General features: G+C 68.6%; 16 protein-coding genes. 8 read left to right on the forward strand and 8 right to left on the reverse strand.

Features of this window, described 5'->3' with window-relative positions; translation table 11 throughout:
- Window positions 1–94 precede the first annotated feature (94 nt).
- Together ACZ3HL_RS21335 and ACZ3HL_RS21340 are read right to left on the reverse strand one after the other, a co-directional pair.
- A complete protein-coding gene (locus ACZ3HL_RS21335; RefSeq protein ID WP_465417308.1) occupies window positions 95–289 on the reverse strand; it encodes a ferredoxin in 195 nt (64 codons plus the stop codon).
- An 8-nt stretch (window positions 290–297) separates the two neighbouring features.
- Window positions 298–1,512 carry a cytochrome P450 gene (locus ACZ3HL_RS21340; RefSeq protein ID WP_465533007.1) on the reverse strand — a complete coding sequence of 405 codons (1,215 nt, stop codon included), beginning with the start codon at window positions 1,510–1,512 and terminating at the stop codon, window positions 298–300.
- Window positions 1,513–1,729: 217 nt separating this feature from the next.
- Between ACZ3HL_RS21340 and ACZ3HL_RS21345 the strand changes: the two genes are divergently transcribed.
- Window positions 1,730–2,368, forward strand: coding sequence for a TetR/AcrR family transcriptional regulator (locus ACZ3HL_RS21345; RefSeq protein WP_465533009.1), 639 nt, complete (start codon window positions 1,730–1,732; stop codon window positions 2,366–2,368).
- 187 nt (window positions 2,369–2,555) lie between these two features.
- On the opposite strand, the gene ACZ3HL_RS21350 is transcribed toward ACZ3HL_RS21345, so the two are convergent.
- From ACZ3HL_RS21350 to ACZ3HL_RS21370, 5 genes are read right to left on the reverse strand one after another with little or no spacing between them, the layout of a single operon-like run.
- A complete protein-coding gene (locus ACZ3HL_RS21350; protein ID WP_465533011.1) occupies window positions 2,556–3,422 on the reverse strand; it encodes an aldehyde dehydrogenase family protein in 867 nt (288 codons plus the stop codon).
- The gene (locus ACZ3HL_RS21355) at window positions 3,415–4,848 is read right to left on the reverse strand and encodes an aldehyde dehydrogenase family protein (RefSeq protein ID WP_465533013.1); all 1,434 of its coding nucleotides are present in this window, start codon (window positions 4,846–4,848) and stop codon (window positions 3,415–3,417) included. The genes ACZ3HL_RS21350 and ACZ3HL_RS21355 overlap by 8 nt, the downstream gene beginning before the upstream one ends.
- Window positions 4,849–4,851: 3 nt before the next feature.
- Entirely contained in the window at window positions 4,852–5,826 is a 975-nt protein-coding gene (gene deoC / locus ACZ3HL_RS21360) for a deoxyribose-phosphate aldolase (RefSeq protein WP_192746710.1), read from the reverse strand.
- A gap of 19 nt (window positions 5,827–5,845) precedes the next feature.
- A complete protein-coding gene (locus ACZ3HL_RS21365; RefSeq protein ID WP_465533015.1) occupies window positions 5,846–7,009 on the reverse strand; it encodes a serine hydrolase domain-containing protein in 1,164 nt (387 codons plus the stop codon).
- Window positions 7,010–7,032: 23 nt separating this feature from the next.
- Entirely contained in the window at window positions 7,033–7,644 is a 612-nt protein-coding gene (locus tag ACZ3HL_RS21370; RefSeq protein ID WP_034304666.1) for a DUF1707 SHOCT-like domain-containing protein, read from the reverse strand.
- Between the two features lie 105 nt (window positions 7,645–7,749).
- Here ACZ3HL_RS21370 and ACZ3HL_RS21375 point away from each other — a divergent pair, with 105 nt between their 5' ends.
- The 4 genes from ACZ3HL_RS21375 to ACZ3HL_RS21390 all read left to right on the forward strand — a co-directional run bounded on the left by ACZ3HL_RS21375 (window position 7,750) and on the right by ACZ3HL_RS21390 (window position 10,798).
- A complete protein-coding gene (locus tag ACZ3HL_RS21375; RefSeq protein WP_465417295.1) occupies window positions 7,750–8,193 on the forward strand; it encodes a protein-tyrosine phosphatase family protein in 444 nt (147 codons plus the stop codon).
- A gap of 18 nt (window positions 8,194–8,211) precedes the next feature.
- Entirely contained in the window at window positions 8,212–8,835 is a 624-nt protein-coding gene (upp, locus tag ACZ3HL_RS21380; RefSeq protein WP_034304667.1) for a uracil phosphoribosyltransferase, read from the forward strand.
- A gap of 92 nt (window positions 8,836–8,927) precedes the next feature.
- On the forward strand, window positions 8,928–9,521 hold the full coding sequence (locus tag ACZ3HL_RS21385; RefSeq protein ID WP_465533170.1) for an RNA polymerase sigma factor: 594 nt from the start codon (window positions 8,928–8,930) through the stop codon (window positions 9,519–9,521).
- On the forward strand, window positions 9,518–10,798 hold the full coding sequence (locus ACZ3HL_RS21390) for a hypothetical protein (protein WP_465533017.1): 1,281 nt from the start codon (window positions 9,518–9,520) through the stop codon (window positions 10,796–10,798). Before ACZ3HL_RS21385 ends, ACZ3HL_RS21390 begins: the two co-directional genes overlap by 4 nt.
- Before the next feature lie 66 nt (window positions 10,799–10,864).
- Here ACZ3HL_RS21390 and ACZ3HL_RS21395 read toward each other — a convergent pair whose 3' ends face one another.
- Window positions 10,865–11,458, reverse strand: a complete 594-nt coding sequence (locus ACZ3HL_RS21395) for a TetR/AcrR family transcriptional regulator (protein WP_465533019.1) — start codon at window positions 11,456–11,458, stop codon at window positions 10,865–10,867.
- Between the two features lie 84 nt (window positions 11,459–11,542).
- Here ACZ3HL_RS21395 and ACZ3HL_RS21400 point away from each other — a divergent pair, with 84 nt between their 5' ends.
- The 3 genes from ACZ3HL_RS21400 to ACZ3HL_RS21410 are packed head-to-tail and all read left to right on the forward strand — an operon-like array spanning window position 11,543 to window position 13,952.
- Window positions 11,543–11,944 carry a MerR family transcriptional regulator gene (locus ACZ3HL_RS21400; protein ID WP_126735239.1) on the forward strand — a complete coding sequence of 134 codons (402 nt, stop codon included), beginning with the start codon at window positions 11,543–11,545 and terminating at the stop codon, window positions 11,942–11,944.
- Window positions 11,941–12,924 carry an aldo/keto reductase gene (locus ACZ3HL_RS21405; RefSeq protein WP_465533021.1) on the forward strand — a complete coding sequence of 328 codons (984 nt, stop codon included), beginning with the start codon at window positions 11,941–11,943 and terminating at the stop codon, window positions 12,922–12,924. The genes ACZ3HL_RS21400 and ACZ3HL_RS21405 overlap by 4 nt, the downstream gene beginning before the upstream one ends.
- A gap of 26 nt (window positions 12,925–12,950) precedes the next feature.
- Window positions 12,951–13,952, forward strand: a complete 1,002-nt coding sequence (locus ACZ3HL_RS21410) for an aldo/keto reductase (protein ID WP_465533023.1) — start codon at window positions 12,951–12,953, stop codon at window positions 13,950–13,952.
- Window positions 13,953–13,957: the final 5 nt, after the last annotated feature.

Raw genomic sequence — 13,957 nt, forward strand, 5'->3', positions numbered from 1 at the left:
CGCCACCGGCGTCCTTGCTCCGCTGAAGTCCGTGAAGGCCTCCTTGAGGGACTCTGGGTCCCTCAAGGAGGCCTTCACGGACTGGCCTCACCGCTCAAGCGAGCGACAATGCCTGCCCCGGGCAAATATGCACGGCGGTGCGGGCGTTCTCTTCCGCCTCGGCGCCTTCGGGCTCGGCGTTCAGCACGAGGACCGTCCCGTCGTCCTCGCTCTGATCGAACAGATCGGGGTCGGTGAGCACGCACTGGCCCGCGCCCACACACTTCCCGGTGTCCGCGATGATCTTCATGGCTCCTCCTACCAGGTGACCGGAAGGGCGTGGAGGCCGTAGATCGTCGAATCGTGCTTGAACGGCAGTTCGTCGACCGGAACGGCGATCCGGAGGCCCGGTACTCGCCGGAACAACGTATCGAAGACGATCTGGAGTTCCAACCTCGCCAAGTTCTGGCCGAGGCATTGGTGCACCCCGAATCCGAAGGCGACGTGATGCCGCGCGCCGCGTTCGATGTCGAAGGTCTCCGGGTTCTCGAAGCCGTCCGGATCGTGGTTGCCCGCGTTGCTCAGGCCGACCACGCCTTCACCCGCGCGGATGAGCGTGCCGCCGATCTCGACGTCCGCCGTGGCGAACCGTGAGGTCGCCGTTTCGGCGATGGTGAAGACCCGAAGGAGTTCCTCGATCGCGGCGAGGGTCTTGCCCGGGTCCGCCTTGATCTTCGCCAGCTGATCGGGGTTCTCCAGCAGGGTCACCGTGCCGAGCGAGATCATGTTCGCCGTGGTCTCGTGTCCGGCGATGAGCAGGAGGAACGCCAGCCCGACAAGGTCACTGTGTTCGCCGTGGCCTGCCTCCCGCTGCTTCAGGATCTGGCGGCCGAGGAGGTCGTCCTCGGTGGCGTTCGCCTCCTTCTTGGTGACGAGTTCGTCGAGATAGTTTTCGAGCTGCTCGAACGCGGTCATCCGTTCTTCGGCGGTGACCTCCCGGCTGAGCATCCTGGAACTACAGGACTGGAAGAACTCGTGGTCCGAATAGGGGACGCCGAGCAGTTCGCAGATCACCAAGGACGGAACCGGCAGGGAAAGCGCCTGGACGAGGTCGGCGGGTTTGGGGCCCGCGAGCAGGGCGTCGAGATGTTCGTCGACGATCTGCTGAATGCGCGGCTGAAGCGCTTTCATGCGCTTGACGGTGAATTCGCCGACGACGTCACGCCTGGCCTGGCTGTGTTCCGGTGGATCCATCGCGATGAGGGACGGGCGGAACGGCTTGTCCTCACGGCGGATCTGCCGCGCGACCATCAGTGGGAACGAAGGACTCTGCCGGTCGGAGCTGAAATGCGGGCTGCTCAGCATTTCGCGGATGTCTTCGAGCCTGGTGAGCGCCCAAGCCGTTTGGCCGGACGGAAGGCCGACCCGGGAAATCGGACTTTCCCGGCGAAGCCGCTCGTATTCGGGCGGTGGTGAAAACGGGCATTTCCGGGCCAGCGGCAAGGTCGCGGTGGTTTCCTCGACGTCAGTCATCGGGTTGTCCTTCCCCAGATGTCGGGTGGGTTCGGGCGAAATCGGACAGGGGGCCCCAAAAATGTATGCGGATGGATTCATTCCGCTTATGTCACCAAGGTACTCAAGCGGAGGCTGGTCGTCCACTCGCGAAGGGGTGGTTTCCCGGGAAGCGTGAAGGGCACGCCCTTACGTGCGAGAATCACGGCCCTGAAGGACCCTTCGAGAGGCGAGGATCATGACAGCCGACCCCGAGACCCGCTTGCGCGCCGACGCGCGCCGGAACCGGGATCAGATCCTGGCCGCCGCGAGAGTCATCTTCGCCGCCCAAGGCGCCGAGGTCCCGATGGAGGAGATCGCGCGGGCGGCCGGTGTCGGCGTCGGCACCCTGTACCGGCGGTTCCCGGACCGTGACGCGTTGATCCGGGCGGTCGCCGTCGACAACTTCGATCGGGTCCTGAGGGACGCGAAGGCCGCGAGGGATCAGGAGGCCTCGGATTGGGAGGCGCTGATCCGGCTGCTGCACCAGTCGATGGAATTGCAGCTGAGCATCCAGCTCGCGATGGTGTCGCCCCGGGCGCTGGCGATCCTGAAGAGTGATCCCGCGATCAAGGCCCTGCGTGACGAGTTGCTGCTGGTGATGGACGCTTTCGTCCGCGGAGCGCAGGCGGAGGGCAAGCTCCGGACGGACGTCGCCACCGGTGACGTCGCGATCCTGTTCGCGACGTTGCTGCGGCAGATGCCGGGCAAGGGCGAGGAGGTCGCGCGGATGTCGACGCGGCGATGCATCGGGATCATGATCGACGGCCTGCGGGCCGCCGGCTCGAACGAGTCATTGCCGGGACGGGCGCTGACCGGGGCCGATCTCGATCCGTGAGGTCTTGGCCGGCCGGTGATACGGGGGCGGTGGTTGCGAAAGCCACTTTCGCAACCTTCAACGTTGCGAAAGTGGCTTTCGCAACGCCGGCGCGACCCGACCGCCGTGAAGGCCTCCTTCCCTACCCTCAAAGTAGGGAAGGAGGCCTTCACGGACTTCAGGTGTCCAACTGCGCGAACCGGGCGGCTTAGACGCCCAGCGGGTGCCAGACGGTCTTGGCCTCCAGGTACCGCCGCAGCCGCGCGATGTCGGCATCCGCGGTCCAGTCCGGCTCGGCGTCCGGAACGGTCAGCACCCGCTTCACGGTCCCCGCGGCCTCGCGCGCCAGGTCTGCCCGCGCGGACGGCTCTGCACCGGTCGGGTCGAGGGCGTTGACGTCGCCGTGCGACGCGAGCCACGAGCCCAGCTCCGACGCGCGGCCGGTCAGGATGTTCGCGACCCCGCCGGGCAGGTCGGACGTCGCCAGGACCTCCGAAAGGGTGATCGCGGGTAGCGGCCGGTCCGCGCTGGAGACGACCACCGCGGTCGAACCCGTCGCCAGCACCGGGGCCAGCACGCTCACCAGGCCCAGCAACGACGACTCCTGCGGCGCCAGCACACCCACGACACCGGTCGGTTCCGGCACGGTGAAGGAGAAGTACGGGCCCGCGACCGGGTTGGCCGCGCCGAGCACGGTCGCGATCTTGTCGGTCCAGCCCGCGTACCAGACCCAGCGGTCGATCGAAGCGTCCACAAGGGACTGTGCCTTCTTCGCCGCGACGCCTTCGGACGCCGAAACCTCCGCGACGAACTGATCGCGGCGGCCTTCCAGCATTTCCGCCACCCGGTACAGCACCTGGCCGCGGTTGTACGCGGTCGCCGCCGACCAGCCACCGAAAGCCTTGCGGGCGGCGGAAACCGCGTCGCGGACGTCCTTACGGGACGCGTGCGAGGCGTTCGCCAGGAACTTGCCCTTGGTGTCGGTGACCGGGTACACGCGGCCGGATTCCGAGCGGGGGAACTTGCCGCCGATGTAGAGCTTGTAGGTCTTCGCCACCGAAATACGGTCAGACATCGAGGTAGGCCTCCAGTCCGGTGCGTCCGCCTTCGCGGCCGAAACCCGACTCCTGGTAACCGCCGAACGGCGCGGCGGGATCGAAGCGGTTGAACGTGTTGGCCCAGACGACGCCGGCGCGGAGCTGGTTCGCCATCCAGAGAATGCGCGAACCCTTCTCGGTCCAGATTCCGGCCGAAAGCCCGTACGGCGTGTTGTTCGCCTTGGTGACGGCCTCGTCCGGGGTGCGGAAGGTCAGCACCGAAAGCACCGGCCCGAAGATCTCCTCGCGGGCGATGCGCATCGACTGCTGAACATCGGAGAACACGGTGGGAGCGAAGAAGAAACCGCGTTCCGGCACCGGGCACGGGCTGGTCCAGCGCTGCGCGCCCTCGGCGTCGCCGGACTCCACGAGTCCCTTGATCTTCGCGAGCTGCTCGGCGGAGTTGATCGCGCCGATGTCGGTGTTCTTGTCCAGCGGGTCGCCCAGCCGCAGCGTCGAGACGCGGTAGCGCAGCTTCTCGAGCAGCTCCTCGGCGATCGACTCCTGCACCAGCAGGCGCGAGCCCGCGCAGCAGACGTGGCCCTGGTTGAAGAAGATCCCGTTGACGATCCCCTCGACGGCCTGATCCAGCGGGGCGTCATCGAAGACGACGTTCGCCGCCTTGCCGCCGAGCTCCAGCGTCAGCTTCTTCGCGGTGCCCGCGATCTGGCGCTGGATGGCCTTGCCGACTTCGGTCGATCCGGTGAAGGCGACCTTGTTCACGTCGCCGTGGCCCACCAGCGCGGCGCCGATGTCGCCGGCGCCGGGCAGGACGTTCACCACGCCGGGCGGGAGTTCGGCCTGCTGGCAGATCTCCGCGAACACGAGCGCGGTCAGCGGCGTGGTCTCCGCGGGCTTGAGCACCACGGTGTTGCCGGTGGCCAGCGCGGGCGCGATCTTCCACGCCAGCATCAGCAGCGGGAAGTTCCACGGGATGACCTGGCCCGCGACGCCGAGCGGCTTGGGGTTCGGGCCGTAGCCCGCGTAGTCGAGCTTGTCCGCCCAGCCGGCGTGATAGAAGAAGTGCGCGGCGGCCGTCGGCACGTCGGAGTCGCGCGATTCCTTGATCGGCTTGCCGTTGTCGAGGCTTTCCAGCACGGCCAGCTCCCGCGACCGCTCCTGGATCAGGCGCGCGATGCGGAACAGGTACTTGGCGCGTTCGGAGCCCGGCATCTTGGACCAGACACTGTCGTACGCCTTGCGCGCGGCCTTCACCGCGGTGTCCACATCGGACACCGACGCGGTGCCGACCTCGGCGAGCACCTCTTCGGTGGCGGGGTTGATCGTCTTGAGCGGCTCACCGGAGCCGTCGACGAATTCGCCGTTCACGAACGGCCGGTAATGCGGTTTGAGGTTCGCGAGGTCGCGCGATTCGGGCGCGGGCGCGTACTCGAAGATGCCCATGGATCAGTCCACCGTCACGTAGTCGGGACCGCTGTAGTGGCCGTCGGCCTGGGTGCGGCGCTGCAGCAGGAGGTCGTTGAGCAGGCTGGACGCCCCGAACCGGAACAGATCCGGGTTCAGCCACTGCTCGCCGGCGACCTCGTGCACCGCGACCAGGTACTTGATCGCGTCCTTCGTCGTCCGGATGCCACCGGCCGGTTTGACGCCGCGCAGTTCACCGGTCTGGACGAACCAGTCGCGGACGGCCTGCAGCATCACGTGGGTGACCGGCAGCGTCGCGGCGGGCGAGACCTTGCCGGTGGAGGTCTTGATGAAGTCGCCGCCCGCCAGCAGCGCGAGCCAGGACGCGCGGCGGACGTTGTCGTAGGTGGCGAGCTCGCCGGTTTCGAGGATGACCTTGAGGTGAGCGCTGCCACAGGCGGCCTTGATGGCCTGGATCTCCTCGAAGACCTCCAGGTACCGGCCTTCCAGGAACGCGCCTCGGTCGATCACCATGTCGATCTCGGCGGCGCCGGCGTCGACGGCGATCTTGGTGTCGGCCAGCTTGATCTCGCGGCTCGTGCGGCCGGCCGGGAAACCGGTGGCGACACTCGCGACGTGGATGCCGGTGCCGCGAAGCGCCTCGACAGCCGTCTCGACCATGTCCGGGTACACGCACACGGCCGCGACCCGCGGGGTGTCCGGGCGTTCCGGATCCGGCCGCATGGCCTTCGCGGCGAGCGCGCGGACCTTGCCCCGGGTGTCGGCACCTTCAAGGGTCGTCAGGTCGACCATCGAAATGGCGGTGTCGATCGCCCAGAGCTTGGCGGCCTTCTTGATGCTGCGCGTGCCGAGTCCCGCCGCCCGCTGCTCGACGCCGACCTGGTCGACACCAGGCAGCCCGTGCAGGAACCGGCGCAGGCTCGCCTCGTCGCGAGTCGCGTCCGCCAGCGGCGACGGGGTTGCCGTCGCCGCTGACGAGCTGGTCGTAGCTGTCATACGGGTGAGTGTAAGCGGCCTACAGGCTGGGCACCGGGGCCTGGGCGACCGCCCTGGTCGAGGGCACCACCGGGGCACAGAACTCGGAGATCATCGGCAGCTGACGCTTGAGCGCGGCGTCCGGCGACGCGGTGAGGTCCACGGTGGCCAGCGTGGAGATGTTCTTGCCGGAGTCGTCGTGGAAGCTGAGGGTGGCGAACCCCGGGAGGTCGCCGCCGTGGCCCCAGACGGAGATGTCCTCGGCGCAGGCCCCCGCCGCCTTGAGATTCAGCTTCATCAGGCCGAGCCCGTACTCCATGCCGCCGCCCACCGGGACGGTCTTCCTCATCTCCGACACCAGATCGGTGGGCAGCAGGCGCCCGCCGAACAACGCCTCGAAGAAGCGGTTCAGGTCCTTGGCCGAAGACACCATGCCGCCCGCGCCGAAGTAGCGCGAGTAGTTGTAAGTGGTGACGTCGGTGAGGCCGCGTGGCGCGTCGTACAGCTGCTCGTAGCCGCGGGCGGCCGGGCGGAGCAGGAACGGGAAGTCGCGGGGGAGCGAGGTGTCGCGCAGGTGCAGCGGCCCGGTGACGCGCTCGGCGAGCGCGCGTTCCAGCGGCTTCCGTGTGACCTTCTCGACCAGCAGGCCGAGCACGTTGTAGCCGGTGTTGGAGTACGCCCAGCCCGCGCCGGGCTTGAACTGCAACGGCTGCTTCGACACGCTCAGGCGGATCTGGTCGTCGCTGTCGAAGTGCTCGAAACGTTCGGTGTCGATCTCCGGCCCGGTCGCCCAGGAGTCTTCGGGCGCCAGGTCGCGTGGGAGCCCGCTGGTGTGCTGCAGCAGCTGGCGGACGGTGATCGGCTCCGGATACGGCAACAGCCCCGGCAAGTAGCGCTGGACGGGCTCGTCCAGCCCGACGCGTTTTTCGGCCACGAGCTGCAAGACCAGCGTCGCGACGAACACCTTGGACACACTCGCGATCCGCCAGCGGCCCGACGCGTCGGGCTTGCCCGGCCGGTCGATGTTCGCGACGCCGCTGACGCCGCGGAATCCGTCGGACACGGCGACCATGCCGGGGATGCCCGCGGCGACCGCCGCGTCCATCGCGGCCTGGCGTGGATCGGCGTTCTCGGCGGCCACCGCCGGGAAAGCGGTGGCGGAAAGCAGTGCGGCACAAGCGATAGCGACGAAACTTCGGCGCATGTGGTGAACCCCCCCAGTTCAGGTCAGGCTTCCAGTTCGGGTACGTCCTTCTTACGCGGTTTCCGCTTCACGACGACGCCACCCCAGAATGCCAGACCGGTGATCTTCACGGTCGGCGCCGTCGGCGGCGCCGGGGGAGTCCCCGCGCGGTCCTCCAGCTCGAACGCGCCCATGAAGCCGATTCCGGTGACGTCCACGTTGATGTCGTCGGGCACGATGATGTCGATCCCGCCCATGATCGCGACCGCGGTGATCGTCGAATGCTTCTCGGCGAACCGCGCGTGCCGCAGGTCGAGCTCGGCGCCGCCCCAGAACGCGAAACTGTTGTGCTGCGGCGGGACGACCCAGCTGCCCTTGCGCGACGCGCCCGACATGACGGCGATCGAGGCGCCGGAGCCCGGATGCCCGCCGATGCGGTCGTCGGGCAGGCCCAGCGCGCGCGAGGTCGCCGGCTCGATCGCCGACCGCGAATGCTGGGGCAGATCCGCGGTGACCGGTTTGAGGTCTCCGACGGTCTTGGCCGCGTAGACGACGGTGAGCCGTTCTTCCAGCTCGTTGATGGTGATGCGCCCTTCGGACATCGCCGCGTGCAGCACCTGGGCGACCTGCTCGCGGTCGGCGTCGGAGATGCGCATCTGTTCGGGGCCCGGCAGGGCCGGTTCTTCACTCACCTGGAGGAGCCTAGCGCCGAGGAGAGGGGCAAGCGTCCATCTTATGGTCGACAGTGGCATCCTCCCGTGATGGGGAACTCACTACCCGGCGCCGTCGAGCTGCCGGACGGGATCAAGGTGCGAGGACGGGGCCTGGGTCGCCCCTGGCCAGATGGTCCCTCGCCGGATTTCGGACTCTATCTGGGCGGTGCGAAGCTGCGCCGGAAACACGATCACAAAATGGACTGGGAGCGGTCGTGGATCCGCTGGCCCGACTTCCTGCTGCCGACGGACTGGGCGGACGCGCGGCGCCGGATCGTCGACCTGCACACCCGGGCGGCGGCGGGCGAAGGCGTCGAGGTCGCCTGTTACGGCGGAGTGGGGCGGACCGGCACGGTGTTGTCCTGTCTCGCCACCCTTTCCGGGTTGAGCGCGGACGAGGCGGTGGCGTGGGCGCGGGCCAACCACGACAAGCGTTCGGTGGAGACGCCCTGGCAGCGCCGCTGGGTCGGCTGGTTCGCGCGGCAGGCGTGACGGGCTAAATTGACCGGCATGGATGTGCACGTCGTTGATCACCCGCTGGCCAAGGCCAGGCTCTCCACCATGCGCGACGCGCGCACCGACAGCGCCGCCTTCCGCGCGGCGCTGCACGAACTGACCGTCATGCTGGTCTACGAAGCCACGCGCGACATGCCGGTGCGGATCGAGCGGATCCACACGCCGGTGGCGCGCACCGACGGCTACGCGCTGGCGAGCCCGCCGCTGCTCGTGCCGGTGCTGCGGGCCGGGCTCGGGATGGCGGACCAGGCGCACAAGCTGATCCCGGACGCGCAGATGGGTTTCGTCGGTCTCGCGCGTGACGAGGAGACACTCAAGCCGACGCCGTATCTGGAGTCGCTGCCCGAATCGCTGGCCGACCGGCCGGTGATGGTGCTCGACCCGATGCTGGCGACCGGCGGGTCGATGGAGTACACGATCCGGTTGCTCACCGACCGGGGCGCCACCGACGTCACGGCGATCTGCGCGCTGGCGGCGCCCGAGGGCATCGAGCATCTGAAGAAGACCGGGCTGCCGCTGCGGGTGGTGACCGCGAGCATCGACGAGCGGCTGAACGACTCCGGGTTCATCGTGCCCGGGCTCGGGGACGCGGGGGACAGGCAGTACGGGGCCGTCTGATGCCGCCGGATCGCGTTTAGCGGGCTAAACGCGATCCGGCCGGTTCGCAACAACTCCGCCGTTGCCGGTCACTGACAGATGTGACCAGAACAGTGACCGGAACGGTGGGGGTGCCGGTGGACTCGTGCGAATCTCCTCCCGACAGGACCGACACGGAGCTTTGGCGGGCGGCCGCGGGCGGTGATCACCCGGCGTTCACCGAGCTGTTCGAACGGCATGTCCGGTCGGTGTGGAACCACGCGTACCGGCTCACCGGGTCTTGGGCGTCGGCAGAAGACCTGACGTCGGCGACCTTCCTCACCGCCTGGCGGCGCCGGGCGGACATCACGCTCGTCCGCGACAGCGCGCTGCCCTGGCTGTACACCGTCACGGGGAACCTCGCGCGCAGCGAACACCGCAGCACCGGGCGACGGCTCCGGCTCGTCCGGCGGCTGCCGGAGCCCAGCTCGGTGTCGGATCACGCCGACACCGTCGTCGATCAGCTGGACGGCGAAGACCGCCTTCGGCAGGTGCTCGCCTTGGTCGCGAAGCTGCCGAAATCGCAGCGGCAAGCCGTCGAACTCTGCCTGCTCGGCGATCTCTCCTTCGCCGACGCCGCCGAATCGCTCGGCGTGGCCGAGGTGACCGTTCGCGCCCACATCTCGCGGGCCCGTACGCAGCTGCGGGCCGCCCTGGAGGAGAAATGACCGACGACCTCGGCCTGCCCGGCAGGCGCGAACTCCCCCCGGAAGTGCTCGACAACCTGCGGCTGTCCCTGCGGGAGGGAATGGGAAAACCCGAACGGCGGCGATGGCCGATCGCCGTCGCCGCGGCCGCCGTGGTCCTGGTCCTGGCCGGCGCTCTGGTCACGACCGTGCTCATCCGGGAACCGGACGGGCAGGGGCCCGTCGTCGCGAACCCTGACTTCTCCCTCGACCGGCCGAAGGCCGAGGAGGCGATGAACCGGTGCTGGACGGCCCTCCAGACCCGGGGCAAGGCCGCGAGCTTCCCCGCCCGTGACGAATGGGTGCCGCAATTCACCGTCGCCCCTTCCTGGACGTCCGTGACGGTCGTCGCGGTACGCGCGGGCGACAAGACCTTCTTCTGTGAAACGACGTCGATCACGGTGACGGTGTCCGACCCGGGCACCGTCCCGTCCTACGCCACGGGGACCAAGACCGCGGCGCTGCTGACGAGCCGCGCCGGAACGGTCGCCGGGGTGGCCGACCCGGGCTGGGAGAAGATGGAGATCTTCAGCCGGACCGCCGATTCGACGGCCTCGTCCGAGGTGCCGATCTTCCGGAACGGGAACCTGTTCGTGGTGCTTTCGCAGTCCAAACCGTCGCGGACCACGTACTCGGTCGGGCCGTACACCGGGGAGCCGGGCAACGGTGTCACCGTCGCGCCGCACGCCCTGCGGCCCGCGCCCGAACCGGCTGTGACGGAGATCGATCGCGTCCCGCCCGTGGTGCCGGACCGGGGCACACCGGCGGGGAAGTTCTTCCAGACCTGCGTGGAGGGGGCGGCCGAACCGCTGCCCGACGTGGACGTGTACGAGACGGGGACGCTGCTCGAAGGCGATGACGTCAAGGTGGTCGTCGCCCGGCTCGGCGACAGGTTCGTCGTCTGCCAGGGCGGGCTCGGATATCACGACGGGACGAGCGAGTACTACCGCCTCTTCTCCGATGTGAGCACCGAGCAGCGGCCGGTGCGCAAACTTTCGACCGGAACGCTCGGCGGCTCCGAGCAGGGCGGGGCCGGCAGCGCGAAGAGTCCGTTCATCGGGATCGTGCCGCGGACCGCGACCACGGTGAAGCTCGATTTCGGGGCGGGCAAGAAGGTCGACGCGACGGTCACTGACGGGACTTTCGCGGTCTGGCGGCCGGAGCTCCCCGGGGCGATGGACCCGAACACTCAGGTGGGCGTCGTCGTCCTCGATGCCGAAGGGAAGACGCTCCACGAGGGGCCCCTTCCGCTCTACTGACCTGCGTTTAGCGGGCTAATCGCGATCCGCGCTCACCCGGATCGCGATTAGCCCGCTAAACGCAGGTCACCGCCGCAGCCAGCCCGCGGCGTTCGCCCGCAGCGCGGTCTCGTAAGCCGTGCTCACGGTGTACTGCTCCGGAAGGTTCCCGTTCAGCTCCAGGGACACGAGGCCGTGCACGATGCCCCAGCAGCTCACGGCGATGACCTCGGGCGGCACGTCGAGGAAGACACCGTCGGCGACGGCTTTGCGGATCGTCCCCTCCAGCGGCGCCATCGTGGCGCGGGCCTGCTCGGACGTCTCCTCCGCCGGTTCGAAACCCGGCACCGACTTCGTGAACATGATCGCGTAGAGATGCGGGTCGGCCAGCGCGCTTTCCCGGTACGCGACGCCGAGCCGCACCAGGTCCTCGACCGGGTCGCCGCTCGGCGTGACCCCGGACATCCGGCGGCCGAAGCGGCGGAAGCCCTCGGTGAACAGGGCGCTGACGAGGTCCGTTTTCCCGCCGAAGAGCGAATAGACCGCGGTGGTGGACGTGCCGACGTCGGCGGCCAGTTTGCGGAGGCTCAGCGCCTTGGGACCGTCGGCCGAGATGAGCTCACCGGCGCGGTCCAGCAGTTTCAGCCGGAGGTTCTCGTCGTGCGTCCTGGGACGGGGCATGCGCAGAGAGTATCGCAACACTGTTATCAATCGCTCGGATTCGGAGTTGACCTGGAGCGCACTCCAGGTCGTAGTGTCGTTCGCATGAGCTACTCGATAGCGGAAGCCGCGCGACGTAGCGGACTGTCCATCGACACTCTCCGGTACTACGAGCGCATCAAACTCGTCGAGCCTCCGGCGCGGGACGCGGCCGGGCGCCGCGCCTACAGCGATGACGATCTCGGGTGGCTGGCGTTCCTGACCAAGCTCCGCCTGACCGGCATGCCCATCAAGCGGATGCGGGAGTACGCCTCCCTGCGCCACCACGGGGCGGCGAGCGCGGGAAGGCGCAAGGCCATCCTCGTCGACCAGCGCAAATCGGTCGCCGACCGGATCGCCGAGTTGCAGACCTGCCTCGACATCCTCGACTACAAGATCGACCACTACGACCAGGTGGAACGCAAGGTGCTCGGCACCGGAGCCACCGTGGAGGGAATTTCAGCGTGATCAGCACCAGGAGGCTCGGCGGCCTGGAGGTCGGGGCGCAGGGGCTCGGCTGCATGGGGATGAGCCAGGCCTACGGCGTCCGCGACGACGACACGGAGTCGATCGCCACCGTCCACCGTGCCCTCGAGCTGGGCGTGACCCTGCTCGACACCGCGAACGTCTACGGCGCCGGAGCGAACGAAGAGCTGGTCGGCCGCGCGATCGCGGGCAAGCGGGACCAGGTCGTGCTGGCGACCAAGTTCGGCATCGTCTGGGACAAGGACGGCGGGATGTCCGCGCGCGGCGACGCGGCGTACGTCAAGCAGAGCTGCGAAGAGTCCCTTCGCCGGCTGAACGTCGACCACATCGACCTCTACTACCAGCACCGCGTCGACCCGGGCACGCCGGTCGAGGAGACCTGGGGCGCGCTCGCGGAGCTGGTTCAGGAGGGCAAGATCCGCTACGCCGGGATCTCCGAGGCGAGTGCCGAGACGATCCGTCGCGCCCACGCCGTCCACCCGGTGACCGCGCTGCAGAGCGAGTGGTCCCTGTGGACCCGCGGCATCGAAGGCGAGATCCTCTCGACCGTTCGCGAGCTGGGGATCGGCATCGTGCCGTTCTCACCGCTGGGCCGCGGTTTCCTCACCGGCGGCGTGACGTCGGTGAAGGACCTTCCGGCGGACGACATGCGCCGCGGGCTGCCCCGGTTCGCGGAGGGCAACTTCGAGCGCAACATGGCGATCGTCGAGGCGTTGCGCGCGTTGGCCGAGCAGAAGGGTGTCACCGCGGGTCAGCTGGCGCTGGCTTGGGTGCAGGCGCAGGGTGACGACGTCGTGCCGATCCCGGGCACCAAGCGCCGCAAGTACCTCGAAGAGAACGCCGCCGCGGCGGACCTGAAACTGTCCGAAGTGGACATCGAAGCCATCGAAAAGGCCGCGCCCGTCGAGGCGTTCGCCGGTGAGCGTTACCCGGAGCGGCTCGCCCGCGCCGCCGGTAAGTAGAACCGAGAGAATTGCGAGACGAAATCATGACGGGTTCCACCCTGCCCACCCGCAGGCTCGGCACGCTGGAAGTAGGCGCGCAGGGGCTCGGCTGCATGGGCATGAGCGAGTTCTACGGCCAAGGTGACGACACCGAATCGATCGCGACGATCCACCGCGCGATCGAGCTGGGCGTCACCCTGATCGACACCGCCGACATGTACGGCTTCGGCCGCAACGAGGAACTGGTCGGCCGTGCCCTCGCGGGCAAACGGGACCAGGTCGTGCTGGCGACCAAGTTCGGCATCGTGCGCGACGAGGCGGACCCCTCGAAGCGCGGGGTCCGGGGCGACGAGTTCTATGTGCGCCAACAGGTCGAGGCTTCGCTTCGCCGGCTGAACGTCGACCACATCGACCTCTACTACCAGCACCGCGTCGACCCGCAGGTGCCGATCGAAGAGACCGCGGGCGCCCTGTCCTCGCTGGTCGAGCAGGGGAAGATCCGGCACATCGGGCTGTCCGAGGCCGGTCCGGACACCATCCGGCAGGCGCACGCCGTGCATCCGGTGACGGCGGTGCAGACGGAATGGTCGCTCTGGTCGCGCGACATCGAGAACGAGGTCGTCCCGGTCTGCCGTGAGCTCGGCATCGGGCTGGTGCCGTATTCCCCGCTGGGCCGCGGTTTCCTCACCGGCCGCTTCAAGTCCAAAGAGGACTTCGCGGAGGGTGACTTCCGTCAGGCGACCCAGCCTCGTTTCGCCGAGGGCAACTTCGAGCGCAACATGGCGATCGTCGAGGCATTGCGGGCGCTGGCCGAGCAGAGGGACGTCACCGCCGGTCAGCTGGCGCTGGCTTGGGTGCAGGCGCAGGGTGACGACGTCGTGCCGATCCCAGGTACCAAGCGCCGCAAATACCTCGAAGAGAACGTGGCGTCCGTCGGCTTGAAGCTGACCGCCGAAGACGTGGCGGCGATCGAGGAGGCGGTGCCCGCCGACGCGGTCGCGGGGGAGCGCTACCCCGAAGCGGCCATGCGCCTGCTGTCCCGCTGAACACG

The sequence above is a fragment of the Amycolatopsis sp. NPDC000009 genome, assembly GCF_055563465.1.